The following is a 17,418-nucleotide window of genomic DNA, read 5'->3' as shown; positions in this document are numbered from 1 at the left end:
CCTGCCCGGGTAGGGCTCGCGTGCTGGTCGGGCGTTGCTCCCTCCCCTCCAAGGCGACCGGTTCGGGGGTACCGTCACCGGCTGCCCGCCGGGTTACTCGACTGCCTTGAGCTCATAGAGATGGTCGCCGGCTCCGGGTCCGAGCCCGTCTGAGTTTCTCGGATTCGAGGCGAGCGCCCCGGTCACCCAACTCGCTGAGGACTGACGGGCGGCCTGTTGCAGGTACCGGTCGTGGCCGGACAGGTGTACTCGGGATCCGCGATGTGGAGGACCAGCTGGTCCAGACTGTGAGCTGCCCTGAGGTACAGCACACCCCCGATACCATTGCCGACCATGTTGGCGGTCTTGACCGCCATGCCCGCGTAGCGCCCCAGGTCCCTTGCCAGGACCGCCTTCTCGGCCAGTTTGCGCGTATCACCCGCCAGCTGGGGAAGCTCCTTCCGCAGGGCTTCCGCCGAATTCTTTGCGTATTCCAAGGCCTTGCCGTCGATCTTGCTCGTGATCGCCTTGCGGACGGACGGAATCAGTCCGTCGATGTCGGCAGCCTTCACCAGCCTTTCGGTCAGGATCGCCGCGTGCTTCTGCATCTCGGGGCACTGGCTTGGCAGGAGGCCGGGAGCCGGCGTGGTGCTCGAAGGGCAGGAGTACGCGGGAACCTCCTTGGTGTCCGCCGCCCCGAACGCCCGCAGGGTCCTCGAGAAGCACCGCGGTACGGTCTCCACTCCGGCCTGTGACCCGGGGCACGTACCGAGCCTGTCGTACACGTGGAGCAGGGCGGCGGCGGCCCGCGGGTCCATGGGGGCAATACCGGGAGTTGTTGGGAACAGTGCTCGCTCCACACCGTTCATCGCACGGTTGAGCCGGTCCAGTCCGATCATTGACACCGGCCACAGGGGCGGAATGAGATTCGTGATGTTGGTTTTCAGGCCGACTTCCAGCGCGTAGGCCGCGTCGTAGTACGACTTGCGCAGAGCAGGGCAGGACCGCACGCATTCCAGGGACACGCCGCGGAGGCTAGTACCGGCTCAAACCGTCGTCCAGGGGGCCAAGTCGGATTGGTGCTCCGGTTGCGAAACAGGAGATGTGGGCCGCGACCGTATCGAGGATCTCTGCCTGCCCGGGTTGGTGCGGTGAGACTCGCTCCCGCTGCATCCACCACACGCCGGCGATTCCTGTTCCCGTGGTCAAAACCCCACCGGCCAAACAGGGTCGGGTCTCGATGCCGGGCAACGTGCCGAAACTGAGGGGGACACCACCGGGGGGAGCGACATCTGTGGACTGGGCTCCTGTCGTCAGCACACTGGTCGGCGCTCTTGTCGGCGTCGGGGCGACAACCGTCGCGGATCGACGCCGGTGGGGACGTGAGGAGCGACGCCATTCACGCGATATCCAGCGGGAGTTGTACAGCCAATACCTCCTGGCTCTTCACGATGCCGGAGAGCAGCTCCGGGCCGTGGCGCTAAGTGACCTTCATGCCGATCTGCCACGAGCGACCGCCGCCCGAGAGGCGTTCCGGTCCGGCAATCTGCCTGTTGCCTTGGAGCGAATCCGTCTCACCGCCCCGGCGGACGTGATCGAATCAGCGGGAAAAGCCTTCCACTGCATGCGGAACTGCACTGCCAGCGGTGCTGCCGTCGGCTCGGCCGAGCACCGAGAGGCCGAAGGAGCCTGCGAGGAGGCACATCGGATACTTCGGGGTGCCATGCGTACTGACCTTGGGGCCCTGTAGCACCCAGAGGAAGCCCCGACGCGATGAGCAGGGCAGGTGTCTTGGATATTGCCGTGGCCCCGGTCTTCATCACCAGCAGGACGTGGGAGTGGATGTAGGCGCGGGGGCAGGTGCCGACGGAGGGTCGGCAGCGTTCGAAGTGGCCGAGGATGTCCTCCCTCTCGGCGTCGGTCGGGGTGCGGTACTCCTCAGCTGCGCGCAAGGTGCGGCGGCGGGCGATGAAGGCCGGTGGGCTTCGATGGCCTCGGTGTGGTCAATCGCTCATGGTGGACTCGGGTATGGGAACTCTCGGAATGGGTGGGCTACCTGTCGAGGTATCGGTGTCTGGTGTCGACTGGGGAGCTGAAGAGCTGACCTTCGCGGACCTGCCACTCGCTCGTTCCATCGACTTCATGGCTGATGAGAAACAGCCCTTGGACGAAGTCCCCGTCGTCGGAAGCGGGGATCCGAGCGATCTCCTTGATCTGATCCATGAACCAGTCCAGGGCCGACGCACGGATGTCAGCGCCGTAGAAGATGTAGTGGGCCCAGTTGATGTGCTGGCGCGGTGAGCCCCACCCGTTGGAGTAGTGGTCGTCTTCATGGGACGAGACGACCTTTCGGACGGCGACGAGTTGTGTCTCGTCGCACTCCAGCCATCCCCTGATCGACACGTAAACGCCCATTGGCGCGTCCTCCCCTCTCTCTTGTATTCATTTCTGGCGTGACAGCCTTCGGCTGACGTCGGCTGCGTAGGTGCCCCAGTCTCCGGCGGCGCCTCGCTGCCATTTGACGGCGACGGTGATGTCGATGCCGAGGGTACGGGCGAGGACCGCTCGAAGCCGCGCAGCCGCCTGCGACCGCACTGCGGCTGGACTGGTGCGGGATGGGCCGGCCGGACGCGGGATGGCGGGAGCAGCACCCGGCGGCAGGATGCGGATTGAGCGTACGGCGGTGGCGGAGCCCATGGCGTGACCAGCCCCGCTGTCATCACGCTGTGCCACTGTCCTGTGACAGCGAAGTTTGATCTTGTGCCATCGAAGTTTGACCGCCGTCAACATCGCGGCGGTGCCCTGCGTACTCGACCGCGCCCCTGGCGATGCGGGTCAGGAGATCAGACGCCCGTCCTGGGGGTCGAAGCAGACGAGACCGCGAGTTCGGGCGAGGCCTGCGGCAAACGACGCGGCCTCCTGGTGCTTACTGAAGACCATGCCGAAGTAGAGCATCGGGCCGCTGGCATTGTTGATCAAGGGGCCGTCGGACCAGGGGCTGGCATCCTCGTCCTCTTCGTCGTCATCGAGGCTTAGGTCTGGCCAGCGCGCCACCAGCGCCTCAACGTACTGCCTGATCAAAGGGGTCGGTGAAGACTTCTGGCCCCCCATGTGCCTCATGTGCTTGCGGCAGAGGTCCTTGAAGGTCGCCGTCGCCTCATCGTCAGCGGGCCGAACGCCTTCCCAAACAGCCAAGTCGTAGCTCATGGCCGCATTGTGCTTGGCGAGACTGACACCCCCACCATCGGCTCAGCCCCCTGCGAGCCGGGCTCGGCCCTGCTCGCGGCGCGCTGATCAAACTTCGATGTCACGAACCAGCTAATGATCAACCTTCAATGGCAAGGATCAAGCTTCGATGACAAAGGACAGCCACCAGGCGTACTGCAGGTGACACCGCGGGGCACTGGCACGGAAAATCGAACACATGGCGGAATGGGGGGATCCCCGCACCGAGGAGCAGCGCCATGACCTCCCTCGCCCCGGCCCTCACACCAGACCGCAGGTCACCACCCGAACCCCTCGCAGACCGGCGCGTGCGCAAAGTGCCACGCTCCACCATGCCCGGTACGGGAGCGGTGGGAACCCCCTGCGCGAGGCGTGCAAAGCCGCCCCTCATGGTTGCTCTGGACGGCGGCGGCCCCCCGCCCCGGGAAGCCGGGTGGGGAGCCGCACGTCACATCCGGTGATCTCTAGATGGCCGCATGGAACGCGTCGCCGTCAAGCAGCGGGAACTGCTCGTCGTACGAGGTCACGGTGGGGCCAATGTGGCAGCTGGCGATCAGATCGGCAGCTGCGCCCTCCCCACGGGAACGTGCGGTACCTCCGGGATCTGGCCGACCGGACCCGTCTTCGGCAGACCGGGCGGGGGCGGCAGCGGCAACTTCCCCACGGGGACATGCGGCACCTCCGGGATCTGACCAACCGGACCCGTCTTCGGCAGACCGGGCGGAGGCGGCAGCGGCATCTTCCCCACGGGAACGTGCGGCACCTCCGGGATCTGACCGACCGGACCCGTCTTCTTCGGCAGCCCGGGCAGGTCCGGCACCGGCTTCGGCGCCGGCGCCTTGTGCCTGCCGCTGCCGTCGCCCTTCTTCCCCTTCACGCTGCCGCTCTTTCCGTGACCGTCGTGATCAGCCGGTGCCACGGAGACCGAGGCGCTGTGCTGCTGGGGTTCAGCGGCGAACGCGGTGGACGGAAGCAGTACGCCCCCTCCCGCGATGACAGCGGAGACGGAAAGAAGCACGAATCGGCGCGACTGAGTAATGCGGTGCACAGGAGTTCCTTTGCTCGAGGTCGAATCCGTGACTCCAGTACGCCCCAGCCACCCATTGCACGTCACGACACGTCATCCCGTGGCTTGACATACGCGTCCGACACTGCTCTGGCAAGGGGATGGAACCGTGCCTGCCCGGGCTCCTCCTGCCACCCGCCCGGCTGGCCGGCCACCGACATCCGGCGGCGCGGGCATGCCGGTGAGGCTGGGAGCGGGCATCGACTCCGCGGCCTGCGCCCACACTGGCTCGGCCGGCAGCCGCCACGCCACTCGAACCCCTTCCGGCCGAGGCTCGGCCTCGGCCAGCTCGAGGTCACCGCTCCGGGGTCCGGCAACGTCATCGACTACGGCAGCTGGGGCGGCCCGAAGCCCGGCCCCGCCGTCAACCGGTCGACGCCAGTGTCAAGCCACGAATTCCGGTGACATGACCCCAGCTGTGCGCTGCGGTCCATTGGAAGCAAGCCCCACCGGGAAACCCCGAACGATGCGGGCTCGAGCCCCCAATATTCCGCGGAGAACCTGATGAACAGCACGACCTGGAGCCGTCGTATCGTGCGCGCCGCAGCAACCGTGACGCTGATCGGTGGCGGCGCGGCCCTCCCCGCCACCGCAATGGCCGCACCGACCGCCCCACAGCACACCGCCGCCCAGGCCCCCCACAACGACAACCAGGACACCCCCAACAGCAGCGGCGGCACCGTGAGCGGCGACAGCGAGGCAACCGGCGTCACCGCCAAGTCCCTCAACCACATCGGACCCGGCGACCAGATCCGCAAACGCACCAAGGTCATCGACCCCGACGGCGACGTATACATCAGCCCCGACGACCGCAAGGCCGCCATCGGCGACGACATCGACAAGAACATCGACGACGACTTCGCCGCCGACCCCGACGACTACCTCCTCCTCAAGAGCCTCGGCATCAATCCCGACCACCGCGACGTCGACGCCGACGACAGCTCCCGTACCGACTTCCCCGAGGGCGACCTCGACCAGTGAAACCCGTCCACCCGGCCACCCGACCACCCACCGTCACACGTCCCTCACGGAACGTGACGGACGCCCTTTTGATCCAGCCTGTCGGCCTCCATTGGCGTACGAGTTGCCCAGGCTCTGGGGTTTGGGTGGCTCCCCCTCCGCCATGCCGTGGGTCGGTACTCGACCGGCCCCGGGCCGGACCCGGGAACGTCCTCGACCATGTCGTCCGGGCGCAGCCGCTTGAACCGCAGCGGGTGACGGAGGCGACCTGTCACCCGCGTGAACAGCTCCGCGGGTCATCAGGTCTAGGACGCGCTCTGTCCTATACGGAGGTCATGTTTCCGCTGGGAGTCCTCCGGGCTGGCCCTTCACGCGTGAGAAGTTCCGCGCCGTCCTGCTTGCCTCACCCCTCAGGGAGTGATCCTCATGAAGCCTCCGGCCATCGCCCCGTGCCTGGGTGTGCCCGGCACCCAGGCGACCGTCGACTTCTACGAGAAGCTCGGCTTCACCGCCCTACCCGCCGGTAACGACCCGGACGACGACCTGCGCATCCTGCTCTTCGACGGCGAGTTCGCGCTGATGGTCTACCGGGACGAGCACCTGCGCAACTGGCTGCCCGTCCTCAAGGACACCCCCGTGGGTGCCTTCGGCATGTTCTACCTGGCCGTCGACGACTTCGACGCCTACGTCGAGCGCATCCGGCCCTTCGTCACCGTCCAGAAGGACGTGATGGAGCACCACGGCGACAAGCTCTTCTACTTCACCGACCTCAACGGCTACGTCATCGGCGTCAACCAGAAGCGGACCCGGTGACCACCATGACGACGAACACCGGAGCGGCTGCCGCGGGCGTGGTGAAGTGCGCGGCGTTCTGGGGTCATGGCGGAAAGGCCCTCGCAGCCTTCCATGCGGCCGCTCTGGGCTGGGAGGTCACCCAGACCTTCGGCGAGGCGGCGGCGATGATCAGCGATGCACGACGCGGTACGTCTTCTACACGGCCGACTCCTACACGGCTCCCCACTGGCCCGAGGACGAGCTCGTCTTCCTTCTCGACCTCGCCTTCGGCGACATCGAAGCCGCCGAGCAGCGTCTCATCGGTCTCGGTGCCACCAAGCCCGCCCACCAACCTGGCGGGAAGCACTGGACCGTACTGCTGGACCCCTCCGGCCAGCCCTTCCGTATCAGCGCCGCCGGCAAGAGCAGGTGAAACTGCGCCCGACTCCGGCGCATGGCGTGACGGCAAGGGGAACCGGATGAGGTTCACGCCGCCGGGCACGGCACCCCGGGCTGAGCAGCAGCTACCGCGTGCCGCGCCCAGCCCCCTCGGTATCGGGCCGACCGGGATGGCGCCGCCGCGGGCCGCGCCGACTTCGCCTTCGCCTCCTGGGCGTGGCGGATCCACCCGAGGCGCGCCAGGTGGTCGAAGTCAGAGCGGCGCGCCGAGCCGCTGCGCGGCCTGGTCCGGTCCCATCGGGACGGCCTCGGACGCCAGCCGGGCCAGGTCCGGGCGCGCGGTGCGGCGGCGACCCGGTCCGGGTGGAGTGCCGACCCAACCGGCTCACCCGTCCAGACGGCGATGGCAGATGAGGGGGTCAGCGGCCCCAGCGCAGCGCTGCCGTCTGCACCGGCGCGTCCCACAGACGCAGCATTTCCTCGTCGGCCCGGCACAGCGTCACCGAGCACCCCGCCATGTCCAACGAGGTGACGTAGTTCCCCACGAGGGTCCGGGCCACCGCCACGCCCCGGGCCGCCAGTACCCGGGCCACCTCCGCATGGAAGCCGTACAGCTCCAGCAGCGGCGTTGCGCCCATCCCGTTCACCAGGGCCAGTACCGGCCCGTCGGCGGCCGGGGTCGCGTTCGCCATGTCGTCCAGCACGGAGCCCACGGCGACCTCCGCGATCTCCCCCGCCGGCATCATCGGGCGCCGCTCCCGGCCCGGCTCGCCGTGGATCCCGATGCCCAGCTCCAGCTCGCCGTCCGGCAGGTCGAAGGTGGGACTGCCCTTGGCGGGAGTGGTGCAGGCGCTCAGCGCCACGCCGAAGCTGCCCGAGGCCTCGTTGACCCGTCGGGCGACCGCGGCGACCTGCTCCAGCGGCGCGCCCTCCTCCGCTGCCGCCCCGGCGATCTTCTCGACGAAGAGCGTGGCCCCGGTGCCGCGGCGCCCGGCGGTGTAGAGGCTGTCGGTCACGGCGACGTCGTCGTTGACCAGCACCCGCTCGACCCGGATTCCGTCCTCCTCGGCGAGCTCGGCGGCCATGTCGAAGTTCAGTACGTCCCCGGTGTAGTTCTTGACGACGAACAGCACCCCCTGGCCGGAGCTCACGGCCTTGGCCGCCCGCACCATCTGGTCGGGCACGGGCGAAGTGAACACCTCGCCCGGACAGGCGGCGGACAACATTCCGTATCCGACGAAGCCGGCGTGCAAGGGCTCGTGTCCGGAGCCGCCTCCGGAGACGAGACCGACGCGCCCGCCCTGCTGCGCGTCGCGCCGTACGACGACCCGGGCGTCGGCGTCCACGTCCAGTTCCGGGTGGGCCGCGGCCAGCCCGCGCAGGGCGTCCGCGACCACGGTCTGCGGACTGTTGATCAACATCTTCATCGTGTGCCTCCCGGTCGGAGCCGACGGGTGAGCGACCGACGCCGTCACGGAGCACCGATCACCGGGCGCCGGGCAGGCGCGTCCGCGAGGGCACGCCCTACGAACAGTGTGCTGCCATGCCGCGGACATCCGCGAGAACTGGGACGACCGGCCTCGGAGAAGGATCGGGGAACCCGATGCGGGCACCGGCCTCCGCGGGACGGACCGCCCTCGCCTTTCCGGTACGGGCGACCCGACTTACGCTGAACCGGGGGGCTCGGGGCAGTCGAATGCCGGTCTTCGGACCGGCGGGAAGCGGGCACCCAATGAAGGAGCGCCTCAAAGCATCAGGGCTGGTCGGCGAACTCTCGGCAGAGTTCGCAGGCACCATGATTCTCATCCTCTTCGGCTGTGGTGTCGTGGCCCAGGTGGTAGCCGGCGGAGCCCTGACGGACCCGGCAGGCGGCCTCGGAAACCACGACAGCATCGCCTGGGCCTGGGGTCTCGGCGTGACCCTGGGCGTCTACGTCGCGGCACGGCTGAGCGGCGCCCACCTCAATCCCGCGGTGACAGTCGCCCTGGCCACCTTCAAGGGCTTCCCGTGGAGCAGGGTGGCCCCCTACGCGCTGGCCCAGCTCGCCGGAGCCTTCGTCGCGGCCCTGATCGTCCGCTGGAACTACACCGAAGCGTTGGCCAAGGCCGACCCCGGCCACACCATCAAGACGCAGGGTGTCTTCTCCACGCTCCCGGCCAACGGCAACCCGAACCTGCCGGTGCACGAGTGGGGCGCACTGCGCGACCAGATCATCGGCACCGCGATCCTGCTCCTGCTGATCTTCGCGGTCACGGACCTGCTGGGCACACCTCCCGGCGCCAACCTGGCCCCGTTCATCGTCGGCCTGATCGTCGTGGCGATCGGCATGGCCTGGGGCACCAACGCCGGGTACGCGATCAACCCGGCCCGTGACCTCGGCCCCCGTCTGGCCAGCTTCCTCACCGGATACGGCACGGCGTGGAGAGATCAGTACGGCAATCTCTACTTCTGGGTGCCGATCATCGGCCCGTTCATCGGCGGTGTGCTGGGAGCGGGCATCTACAAGTTGCTCATCGGCAGGTTCCTGCCGACCGCCGAACCGGAGCCTCCCGGACGCGTCCCGGCACCGGAAGAGAGCTGACCTGATCCGGGGCGGGCGGACACTGCCCGTCCCGTCCCGGACGACAGCCCCACACACGGCATCCCCAAGAGGAGGCGGCACCCCATGGCTGACTTCGTCGGCGCAGTGGACCAGGGAACCACGAGCACCCGTTTCATGATCTTCGACCACGCCGGCAACGAGGTGGCGCGGCACCAGCTGGAGCACAACCAGATCCTCCCGCGCTCGGGGTGGGTCGAACACGACCCGGTGGAGATCTGGGAACGCACCAACTCGGTGATCCAGAACGCCCTCCGGCACGGAAACCTCGACGCCTCCGACCTGGCGGCCGTCGGCATCACCAACCAGCGCGAGACGACCGTCGTCTGGGACCCCCGCACCGGGCGCCCCTACTACAACGCCATCGTCTGGCAGGACACCCGTACCGACACCATCGCCTCGGCACTGGAGCGCGGCGGACAGGGCGAGGTCATCCGCCGCAAAGCGGGGCTGCCACCGGCCACCTACTTCTCCGGCGGCAAGATCCAATGGATCCTGGAGAACGTCGACGGCGTGCGGGAGGCCGCCGAGCAGGGCCACGCCCTCTTCGGCAACACCGACTGCTGGGTGCTGTGGAACCTCACCGGAGGCCCCGACGGCGGCATCCACGCCACCGACGTCACCAACGCCAGCCGCACCATGCTCATGGACCTGGAGACCCTCGACTGGGACGACGAACTGCTGGGCTTCTTCAACATCCCCCGCTCCATGCTGCCCACCATCAACCCGTCCTCCCACCCCGAGGCGTACGGGCAGACCCGCACCTCCAGGCCGCTGCGCGAAGCCATCCCCATCACCGGTGTCCTCGGCGACCAGCAGGCGGCCACCGTCGGGCAGGTCTGCTACGCGCCCGGCGAGGCGAAGAACACGTACGGAACCGGCAACTTCCTGGTGCTCAACACCGGCACGGAACTGGTCCGCTCGCAACACGGCCTCCTGACCACCGTGGCCTACCAGTTCGGCGACAGCCCCGCGATCTACGCACTCGAAGGATCCATCGCGGTCACCGGCTCGGCCGTCCAATGGCTGCGCGACCAGCTGAAGATCATCGGCGACGCCGCCGAGAGCGAGCGCCTGGCGAGCACCGTCGAGGACAGCGGCGGCATCTACTTCGTGCCCGCCTTCTCCGGCCTGTTCGCCCCGTACTGGCGCTCCGACGCCCGCGGCGCGATCGTCGGTCTGGCCCGCTACCACGACAACGGACACCTGGCGCGGGCCACCCTGGAGGCCATCTGCTACCAGACCCGCGACGTGGTGGAAGCCATGGAGCAGGACTCCGGCGTCCACCTCGACGTGCTCAAGGTCGACGGCGGAGTGACGGCCAACGACCTCTGCATGCAGACCCAGGCCGATGTCCTCGGCGTACCGGTCAGCCGTCCCGTGGTCGCCGAGACGACCGCGCTCGGCGCCGCCTACGCGGCCGGGCTCGCCACCGGTTTCTGGCAGGACACCGACGAACTGCGCACCCACTGGCAGGAGTCCAAGCGCTGGAACCCCGAGTGGTCGGAGGAACGGCGCGCGGAAGGGTACGAGGGCTGGAAGCGGGCGGTGGAGCGCACGCTCGACTGGGCCAAGGTCGAATAGGTTCCGGCCGCGCGCCCGCAGCACCGAGGAGGAGACCATGGTCGATCCGGTGGCCCTCTCACCCCAAGCCCGCGCACAGGCCCTCGCCGACATGGGACAGGACGAACTCGACGTCCTCGTCGTCGGAGGCGGCGTCGTCGGCAGCGGGTCCGCCCTGGACGCTGCCACCCGCGGCCTGAGCGTCGGACTCGTCGAAGCCCGCGACTGGGCCTCGGGTACGTCCAGCCGCTCCAGCAAACTCATCCACGGGGGCCTGCGCTACCTGGAGATGCTCGACTTCCGCCTCGTCGCCGAGGCACTCAAGGAACGGGGCCTCCTGCTCCGGTCCCTCGCCCCCCACCTGGTGCGTCCGGTGCCGTTCCTCTACCCCCTGCAACACCGCGTCACGGAACGCCCGTACGTCGGCAGCGGCGTGCTGCTGTACGACGCGTTGGCCCGGGCCTCCGGCACGTCCGGAGGCCTGCCCCTCCACCGCCACCTGAGCAGACGCCGGGCCCTGCTCGAGGCACCCGCCCTGCGCTCCGACGCCCTGGTGGGCGCCATCCAGTACTGGGACGCCCAGGTCGACGACGCCCGGCACACCCTCTTCCTCGCCCGTACGGCCGCCTCGTACGGGGCGCTGACCGCCAACCGCACCCGCGTCAGCCGCTTCCTGCGACAGGGCGAGCGGGTCGTCGGCGCCGTCGTCACCGATCTGGAGAGCGGCGACGAGACGGAGGTGCGGGCGAAGCAGGTCATCAATGCGACCGGGGTGTGGACGGACGACACCCAGGCCATGGCCGGCACTCGCGGCCAGTTCCACGTCCGCGCCTCCAAGGGGGTCCACCTGCTCGTCCCCCGTGACCGGATCAACTCCCGCACCGGGCTGATCCTGCGCACCGAGAAGAGCGTGCTGTTCGTCATCCCCTGGGGCCGGCACTGGATCATCGGGACCACCGACACCGACTGGACCCTCGACAAAGCCCACCCCGCCCTCAGCTCCAAGGACGTCACCTACCTGCTGGAACACGTCAACAGCGTCCTGACCACCCCCCTGGCCCCCGAAGACGTCGAGGGCGTCTACGCCGGCCTGCGCCCGCTGCTGTCCGGCGAGGCGGCGGAGACCAGCAAGCTGTCCCGGGAGCACCTCGTCGCCCATCCTGTGCCCGGACTCGTCGTGGTGGCGGGCGGCAAGTACACCACGTACCGGGTGATGGCCAAGGACGCGGTCGACGAGGCCGTCCGGGGCCTGGACGAGAAGGTTCCCGACTGCGTCACGCACCGCGTTCCGCTGCTGGGCGCCGACGGCTACCTGGCGCTGTGGAACTCGCGGCAACGGCTTGCCAAGCGCTCCGGGCTCCATGTCGCCCGCATCGAACACCTCCTGAACCGCTACGGCTCCCTGGCGCCCGAACTGCTCGCCCTGGTGGCCGCCGACCCCGCGCTCGGCGAGGCACTGCCGAGCTCCGACGACTACCTGAGGGTCGAGGCCGTGTACGCGGTGACCCACGAGGGAGCCCGCCACCTGGAGGACGTCCTCGCCCGGCGCACCCGGATCTCCATCGAGTCCTGGGACCGCGGGGTGGACGCGGCGCCGACCGTGGCCCAGCTGATGGCGCCCCACCTGGGATGGGACCGGGCGCACCAGGACCGCGAGGTCGACCACTACCTCAAGCGCGTCGCCGCCGAGCGCGAGGCCCAGCAGCAGCCGGACGACCTGACCGCCGACGCGGTGCGGCTCGGCGCCCCCGACATCATCCCGGTGAACTGAACGGCCGCACGTGGGGGGCTTCGCGTCAGCCCAGCGCGCGGTCGAGGTTGAAGGCTGCGCTGATCAGCGAGAGGTGGGTGAAGGCCTGGGGGAAGTTGCCCAGCTGTTCGCCGGTCGGGCCGATCTCCTCTGCGAAGAGGCCGAGGTGGTTGCCGTAGGTGAGCATCTTCTCGAAGGCGAGCCTGGCCTCCTCCAGCCGGCCTGCGCGGGCCAGCGCCTCCACGTACCAGAAGGAGCAGATCGAGAAGGTGCCCTCGGGGCCGTACAGGCCGTCCGGGCTGGCGGTCGGGTCGTAGCGGTACACCAGCGAGTCGGAGACCAGGTCCGTGGTGAGTGCGTCCAGGGTGGAGAGCCACTTGGGGTCGGTGGGTGAGACGAACTTGGCCATCGGCATCATCAACAGCGAGGCGTCCAGCACGTGGTCGTCCAGCCCCTGGACGAACGCCCCCCGCTCGGCGGACCAGCCGCGCCGCATGATCTGCCGGTAGATCGCGTCCCGGGACTCCCGCCAGCGGGCCAGGTCTGCCGGCAGACCGCGGCGGTTCGCCATGCGCATGGCGCGCTCCAGGGCCACCCAGCACATCAACCGCGAGTACACGAAGTTCCGCCGGCCCGCCCTGGTCTCCCACACCCCCTCGTCGGGCTGGTCCCAGTGCTCGCACAGCCAGTCCACCACGGCACCGACCTCGTCCCAGCGGTCACTGCTGATCGGCTGCCCCCACTTGTCGTAGAGGTAGATCGAGTCGATCAGCGCGCCGTAGATGTCCAGCTGCAGCTGGCCGGTGGCGGCGTTGCCCACCCGGACCGGTGCGGAGCCGAGGTAACCCTCCAGGTGCGCAAGCTCGTGTTCGGGCAGATCCGTGCGCCCGTCGATGCCGTACATGATCTGCAACGGGCCGGTCTCCCCCGTGCCCCGCAGGATGCCCCGTTCGGAGATGAACCCCATGAACGCCTCGGCCTCCGAGGTGAACCCCAGGCGCAGCATCGCATAGACGCAGAAGGCGGCGTCGCGGACCCAGACGTAGCGGTAGTCCCAGTTGCGCTCGCCGCCGATCTGCTCGGGCAGGCTGGTGGTCGGTGCGGCCACGATCGCGCCGGTCGGCGCGTACGTGAGCAGCTTCAGCACCAGCGCGGAGCGGTTCACCATCTCCCGCCACCGCCCGTGGTAGCGAGATGCGGCCAGCCAGTGGCGCCAGAACCGGACGGTCGCCTCGGCCTGCTCCTGCGCCTCGGCGCGCGGGCACGACCGGGGCGGGACGTCGTCGCCGATCTGGTCGAGGGCGAACACGTTGGACTCGCCCTCGAGGAGCTTGAAGTGCGACCACACGTCCAGGCCGTCGGTTTCCAGGGGTGCGGTGGCGGTCAGCGCGAGCGTCAGTGACGGGGAGCGGAACACCGCCGTGTGGCCTTCGAGGTGCGCGGTGTGCGCTTCGGTGCCGTAGCCGAAGCGGGGGGCGATCCGCGCCCTGAACGGGAGGGCTCCGCGAACGCAGATCACCCGCCGGATCAGCCGGTGCCGGGCCGCCTCGCGCGACGCGTCGACCACGGGCATGAAGTCCTGGATCTCCGCCACACCGTCCGCGGCGAAGAACCGCGTGATCAGCACGTTCGTGTCGGGAAAGTAGAACTGCCTGGTGCGGGTCGGGACCTCGGCGGCCAACTCGAACGACCCGCCCTTGTCGGCGTCGAGGATGGACCCGAAGACACTGGGCGCATCGAAGCGCGGACAGCAGTACCAGTCGATGGTGCCGTTCGTCCCGACCAGCGCGGTCGTACGAAGGTCGCCGATCAGACCGTGCTCGGAGATCGGGATGTAACGGCCGCCGTCCGCCTGCTCGAAACCAGTCGTATCGAACGCCATACCGGCCTCCCTGCCGCTGCGGCACCCGGGCCTGGAGATGAAGTCAGCCTTGTTTTTCATGCTAGACCGCCACCGGGGCGGGGGCTGAGGGAGCCATGCGAAGTTCCCCGGCGACGGGCCGAGAGCCGGAAGTCCGGTCAGGCAACCGCTTGACATGGAACTCAAGCAGTCGCTTGAGTTCTCTCGTGAGGCCAGAGAAGACGGACCTTCGCCGCGAGGCCGGTCAGCGAACACGGGACGATCTGCTGGCGGCTGCCCTCGAGCTGCTCGCACGGCGGGGACAGGAAGGGGTGACCCTCCGCGAGATCACCCAGAGCGCCGGAGCCAACGTCGCCGCGGTGAGTTACCACTTCGGATCACTGAAGGCACTGTGCGATGTGACGGTCGAGCACGCGCTGGAGCGGTACCTGAACGCGCAGATCCGGGAGCTCGACGCCCTGGCCGGCACCGCGACCCTGAGCGAGCTGGCCGAGGCGTTCGCGCGGCCGATGATGAACGCGCTGGCGGCCGGGGGGCGGGATCTGGCCGTGATACGGACCGTGGCTCGGGTCGGGATCGATCCGCCCGAGGGGTGGGAGAGGCTGGCCGGGAAGTTCGAGCAGGCCCGACGCCAGGCGGTGCGGGTACTGGCGGCGAACCTTCCCGGGACAGACGAGCGGGAGCTCGTCTTCCGTGTCCGCTGCGCTGCCGGAATGCTGAACTGGCTCGCACTGGCACCCATCGGGGCCGAGCTGGCCGCGGAGCCCGCCGAGCGGGTTGAGCGCATGCTCATCCCCGTGGTGGCCGGCGCCCTCCAAGGAACAGGCGCCTGACATGGGCAAATGAGCCGCGCCGACACGACCCGGGCATGAATTCAATCGATTGCTTGACAAGGCGCCCAAGCCCCGCCCACACTTTCAATCAAAGGTTTGAATGGATTCTCTCGCACGGGAGGGCACCATGAGCACCGACGCTGAAACCGTGGTCCGGGCTGCGTACCGAGCAGCCGAGGGCAGCGTCCTGGACATACGGGGTTTCGTGGCCCTGTTCGCCGAGGACGGCGTCTTCAACAACGTCGTCGCCGGTGAGAGCTACCGTGGTGAGCACCTGGGCGACCTGGTCGCCTTCATGGGGGCGCTCGCCCCCGACGTGCACCGCGAACTGCACCGGTTCCACGTCATGGGTGACGTCGTCGCCGTCGAGCTGACGATCCGGGGCACCTTCACCGGCCCCTTCGAGACACCCGCCGGCACGATCCGGCCCACCGGCGCCACGCTCGACATCCCCACGGCCGACTTCTGGTACGTCGAGAACGGCAAGATCAAGCAGTTCAACTGCTACGTCGGCCTCAGCGTCATGCTCGCCCAGCTCGGCGTGCAGCCCGACTTCGCCGCCGCCGTCACGGCGTCGACCGCCGTCCCGAGCTGACCTGACCGCTCCGGGCAGCGCACTCGCAGGGAACCACGAAGAGGCAGGCCCCATCATGCCCACCATCGGCATCGTCCTCGGCAGCACCCGCCCCAACCGCGTCGGAGACCAGGTGGCCCGCTGGGTCCACGACCACGCTTCGCGCCGCACCGACGCCGACTTCGAGCTGCTCGACCTGCGCGATCACCCCCTCCCCCACCTCGACGAGCCGATGCCGCCCTCCCTCGGCCAGTACCGGCACGAGCACACCCGGCGCTGGGCCGCGACGATCGCCGCGTTCGACGGCTTCGTCATCGTCACCCCCGAGTACAACCACGGCATCCCCGGCGTGCTGAAGAACGCCCTGGACCACCTCTATGCCGAGTGGAACAACCAGGCCCTCGGCCTGGTCTCCTACGGCGCCGCGGGCGGCGTACGCTCCGCCGAGCAATTGCGCCTGGTCGCCGCCGAGCTCCAGATGGCCGACGTACGGCAACAGGTCGCGCTGTCCCTGCACACCGACTTCGAGAACTTCAGCGTGTTCAAGCCCGGAGACCACCACCTGCGTTCGCTGGACGCCATGCTCGACCAGGTCATCGCCTGGACCTCGGCCCTCGCCCCGCTACGGATGGCCCCGGCCGCCGCGACCTGACCGGTCGGCCGCGCCGCGGGTGAGCCTCCGCCACCGATCCGCCTCACGTTCTTGGGGACTCACCATGACCAGATCCACCGCCGATCTGATGCGAGTCAACCTTCTCGAGGTGTTCAACGAACCCGACCCGGACCGCCGGGCCGCGGTCATCGCCGAGAACTACGCCGAAGACGTGGTGTGGCACGAACCGGACCGCATCAACCGCGGGCGCACGGAGTTCGTGCGCCGTGCCGCAGAGTTGCTGGCCGAGAACCCCGACTGGGTCTTCCGACCGGCAGGCACCGCGTCGGAGCTCGACGACATCGGCCACCTCGAATTCCGGTACGGGCCGCCCGACGGTCAACCGCCAACAGTCAGCGGCATGGACATCGCCCGAACCAGGGACGGCGTCATCGCCGAGCTCTATACGATCGTCACGGAGGCCCGTCACCTGTCGTAGGCGGAACGCGGCGGGCAGCAGCGGATCGCCGGTTCGTCGTCGGGTCCAGCGCCCAAGGCGATGTCCAGGAGCGTCTCGGCGGCCCGCCGGGCATCCGTGAACACCTGCGCGTCGTTGCAGGAGGCTGCCAGAGCATTGGCTCCTTCGAAGATCACGGCCAATTGCCTGCCGAGGGCCTCCGGGTCGGCCGCTCCGGCTTCTGCCGCCGTGGCCACGAGGCGATCGCGGAATGCCTGCTTGTGTCGCTCCGCGACGCGGATGACCTCGGGGAGTTCTCCGGCGACCTCGATGACGGCGTTGTGGAAGGGACACCCGCGGAAGAGCGCCGTCGGGTCACCCACAACGGGCGCGAAGATCGCCAACAGCCGCTGGGCCGGGGGCAAGTCGTCGCGGTCCAGCTCCGCTTCAGCTGCGATCGGCGTCTCCGACTCGAACCGGCGGAGGTACTCCTCCACCAACGCACTCTTCGTCGGGAAGTGCACGTAGAAGGTCCGGGGCGAGACGTGCGCGGCCTCGATCAGCGCCGCCACGCCCGTGGCGTGGATTCCGTGCGCATAGAAGAGCTCCTGCGCCGCCTGCAGGATGCGCTCACGCGCACCGCGCCCGCCGCGGGTCGCCCCGGTGGTCGATGTCGTTGCCCCCATACCCGGAAGTATAGCGATCGCTTTACTTTCGGAGGGTGCGGGCGTAGCGTCGAAATCAGGTAAAGCGATCGCTATACCTTCCCGAGGTTCAGTGGCCCGC

17 protein-coding genes are annotated in these 17,418 nt (G+C 68.9%); 10 read left to right on the top strand and 7 right to left on the bottom strand.

The window, feature by feature from the left end; genetic code table 11:
* Positions 1-182: 182 nt before the first annotated feature.
* The 4 genes from ACFYXK_RS19780 to ACFYXK_RS19765 form a co-directional block, all read right to left on the bottom strand.
* Entirely contained in the window at positions 183-1,004 is an 822-nt protein-coding gene (locus ACFYXK_RS19780) for a hypothetical protein (RefSeq protein ID WP_389412277.1), read from the bottom strand.
* A gap of 1,027 nt (positions 1,005-2,031) precedes the next feature.
* Positions 2,032-2,394, bottom strand: coding sequence for a hypothetical protein (locus ACFYXK_RS19775; protein ID WP_389412276.1), 363 nt, complete (start codon positions 2,392-2,394; stop codon positions 2,032-2,034).
* A gap of 420 nt (positions 2,395-2,814) precedes the next feature.
* Positions 2,815-3,186 (bottom strand): hypothetical protein, encoded by a 372-nt coding sequence (locus ACFYXK_RS19770; RefSeq protein ID WP_389412275.1) that lies wholly within the window; start codon positions 3,184-3,186, stop codon positions 2,815-2,817.
* Positions 3,187-3,757: 571 nt separating this feature from the next.
* Positions 3,758-4,081, bottom strand: a complete 324-nt coding sequence (locus ACFYXK_RS19765; protein ID WP_389412274.1) for a hypothetical protein — start codon at positions 4,079-4,081, stop codon at positions 3,758-3,760.
* Positions 4,082-4,774: 693 nt separating this feature from the next.
* On the opposite strand from ACFYXK_RS19765, the gene ACFYXK_RS19760 reads away from it, so the two are divergent.
* The 3 genes from ACFYXK_RS19760 (at position 4,775) to ACFYXK_RS19750 (ending at position 6,437) form a co-directional block, all read left to right on the top strand.
* A complete protein-coding gene (locus ACFYXK_RS19760; protein ID WP_389412273.1) occupies positions 4,775-5,251 on the top strand; it encodes a hypothetical protein in 477 nt (158 codons plus the stop codon).
* A 405-nt stretch (positions 5,252-5,656) separates the two neighbouring features.
* Positions 5,657-6,043, top strand: a complete 387-nt coding sequence (locus ACFYXK_RS19755) for a VOC family protein (RefSeq protein ID WP_389412272.1) — start codon at positions 5,657-5,659, stop codon at positions 6,041-6,043.
* A gap of 46 nt (positions 6,044-6,089) precedes the next feature.
* A complete protein-coding gene (locus ACFYXK_RS19750; protein WP_389412271.1) occupies positions 6,090-6,437 on the top strand; it encodes a VOC family protein in 348 nt (115 codons plus the stop codon).
* Between the two features lie 385 nt (positions 6,438-6,822).
* Here the strand turns inward: ACFYXK_RS19750 and dhaK are convergent, their stop codons facing one another.
* Positions 6,823-7,830: a dihydroxyacetone kinase subunit DhaK gene (dhaK, locus tag ACFYXK_RS19745; protein ID WP_389412270.1), complete on the bottom strand. Its 1,008-nt coding sequence runs from the start codon at positions 7,828-7,830 to the stop codon at positions 6,823-6,825.
* A gap of 305 nt (positions 7,831-8,135) precedes the next feature.
* On the opposite strand from dhaK, the gene ACFYXK_RS19740 reads away from it, so the two are divergent.
* The 3 genes from ACFYXK_RS19740 to ACFYXK_RS19730 all read left to right on the top strand — a co-directional run bounded on the left by ACFYXK_RS19740 (position 8,136) and on the right by ACFYXK_RS19730 (position 12,336).
* Positions 8,136-8,984 (top strand): MIP/aquaporin family protein, encoded by an 849-nt coding sequence (locus tag ACFYXK_RS19740; protein WP_389412269.1) that lies wholly within the window; start codon positions 8,136-8,138, stop codon positions 8,982-8,984.
* 84 nt (positions 8,985-9,068) lie between these two features.
* The gene (glpK, locus tag ACFYXK_RS19735) at positions 9,069-10,586 is read left to right on the top strand and encodes a glycerol kinase GlpK (RefSeq protein ID WP_389412268.1); all 1,518 of its coding nucleotides are present in this window, start codon (positions 9,069-9,071) and stop codon (positions 10,584-10,586) included.
* 37 nt (positions 10,587-10,623) lie between these two features.
* Positions 10,624-12,336, top strand: a complete 1,713-nt coding sequence (locus ACFYXK_RS19730) for a glycerol-3-phosphate dehydrogenase/oxidase (RefSeq protein WP_389412267.1) — start codon at positions 10,624-10,626, stop codon at positions 12,334-12,336.
* A gap of 25 nt (positions 12,337-12,361) precedes the next feature.
* Here the strand turns inward: ACFYXK_RS19730 and ACFYXK_RS19725 are convergent, their stop codons facing one another.
* Entirely contained in the window at positions 12,362-14,197 is a 1,836-nt protein-coding gene (locus ACFYXK_RS19725) for a glycoside hydrolase family 15 protein (protein WP_389412266.1), read from the bottom strand.
* Between the two features lie 185 nt (positions 14,198-14,382).
* Between ACFYXK_RS19725 and ACFYXK_RS19720 the strand changes: the two genes are divergently transcribed.
* From ACFYXK_RS19720 to ACFYXK_RS19705, 4 genes are all read left to right on the top strand, one after another.
* On the top strand, positions 14,383-15,009 hold the full coding sequence (locus ACFYXK_RS19720; RefSeq protein WP_389412265.1) for a TetR/AcrR family transcriptional regulator: 627 nt from the start codon (positions 14,383-14,385) through the stop codon (positions 15,007-15,009).
* 127 nt (positions 15,010-15,136) lie between these two features.
* Positions 15,137-15,604: an ester cyclase gene (locus ACFYXK_RS19715; protein ID WP_389412264.1), complete on the top strand. Its 468-nt coding sequence runs from the start codon at positions 15,137-15,139 to the stop codon at positions 15,602-15,604.
* Positions 15,605-15,659: 55 nt separating this feature from the next.
* Positions 15,660-16,235, top strand: coding sequence for an NADPH-dependent FMN reductase (locus tag ACFYXK_RS19710; RefSeq protein WP_389412263.1), 576 nt, complete (start codon positions 15,660-15,662; stop codon positions 16,233-16,235).
* 64 nt (positions 16,236-16,299) lie between these two features.
* A complete protein-coding gene (locus tag ACFYXK_RS19705) occupies positions 16,300-16,674 on the top strand; it encodes a nuclear transport factor 2 family protein (protein ID WP_389412262.1) in 375 nt (124 codons plus the stop codon).
* Here the strand turns inward: ACFYXK_RS19705 and ACFYXK_RS19700 are convergent.
* A complete protein-coding gene (locus ACFYXK_RS19700; protein WP_389412261.1) occupies positions 16,662-17,318 on the bottom strand; it encodes a TetR/AcrR family transcriptional regulator in 657 nt (218 codons plus the stop codon). The two genes, ACFYXK_RS19705 and ACFYXK_RS19700, sit on opposite strands and share 13 nt — an antisense overlap.
* Between the last annotated feature and the right edge of the window lie 100 nt (positions 17,319-17,418).

This window comes from Streptomyces sp. NPDC002209, assembly GCF_042890265.1.
In the GTDB taxonomy this organism is placed as follows: domain Bacteria; phylum Actinomycetota; class Actinomycetes; order Streptomycetales; family Streptomycetaceae; genus Streptomyces.
The sequence above is the reverse complement of the archived record's forward strand: the minus strand, read 5'-3'. Positions and strand labels throughout refer to the sequence as shown.

Coding starts and splice junctions, on each gene's coding strand:
- ACFYXK_RS19705 (WP_389412262.1), top strand. CDS start 16,300: ATGACCAGATCCACCGCCGATCTGATGCGAGTCAACCTTCTCGAGGTG.
- ACFYXK_RS19715 (WP_389412264.1), top strand. CDS start 15,137: ATGAGCACCGACGCTGAAACCGTGGTCCGGGCTGCGTACCGAGCAGCC.
- glpK (WP_389412268.1), top strand. CDS start 9,069: ATGGCTGACTTCGTCGGCGCAGTGGACCAGGGAACCACGAGCACCCGT.
- ACFYXK_RS19760 (WP_389412273.1), top strand. CDS start 4,775: ATGAACAGCACGACCTGGAGCCGTCGTATCGTGCGCGCCGCAGCAACC.
- ACFYXK_RS19775 (WP_389412276.1), bottom strand. CDS start 2,394: ATGGGCGTTTACGTGTCGATCAGGGGATGGCTGGAGTGCGACGAGACA.
- ACFYXK_RS19725 (WP_389412266.1), bottom strand. CDS start 14,197: ATGGCGTTCGATACGACTGGTTTCGAGCAGGCGGACGGCGGCCGTTAC.
- ACFYXK_RS19710 (WP_389412263.1), top strand. CDS start 15,660: ATGCCCACCATCGGCATCGTCCTCGGCAGCACCCGCCCCAACCGCGTC.
- ACFYXK_RS19700 (WP_389412261.1), bottom strand. CDS start 17,318: ATGGGGGCAACGACATCGACCACCGGGGCGACCCGCGGCGGGCGCGGT.
- ACFYXK_RS19770 (WP_389412275.1), bottom strand. CDS start 3,186: ATGAGCTACGACTTGGCTGTTTGGGAAGGCGTTCGGCCCGCTGACGAT.
- ACFYXK_RS19740 (WP_389412269.1), top strand. CDS start 8,136: ATGAAGGAGCGCCTCAAAGCATCAGGGCTGGTCGGCGAACTCTCGGCA.
- ACFYXK_RS19755 (WP_389412272.1), top strand. CDS start 5,657: ATGAAGCCTCCGGCCATCGCCCCGTGCCTGGGTGTGCCCGGCACCCAG.
- ACFYXK_RS19730 (WP_389412267.1), top strand. CDS start 10,624: ATGGTCGATCCGGTGGCCCTCTCACCCCAAGCCCGCGCACAGGCCCTC.
- dhaK (WP_389412270.1), bottom strand. CDS start 7,830: ATGAAGATGTTGATCAACAGTCCGCAGACCGTGGTCGCGGACGCCCTG.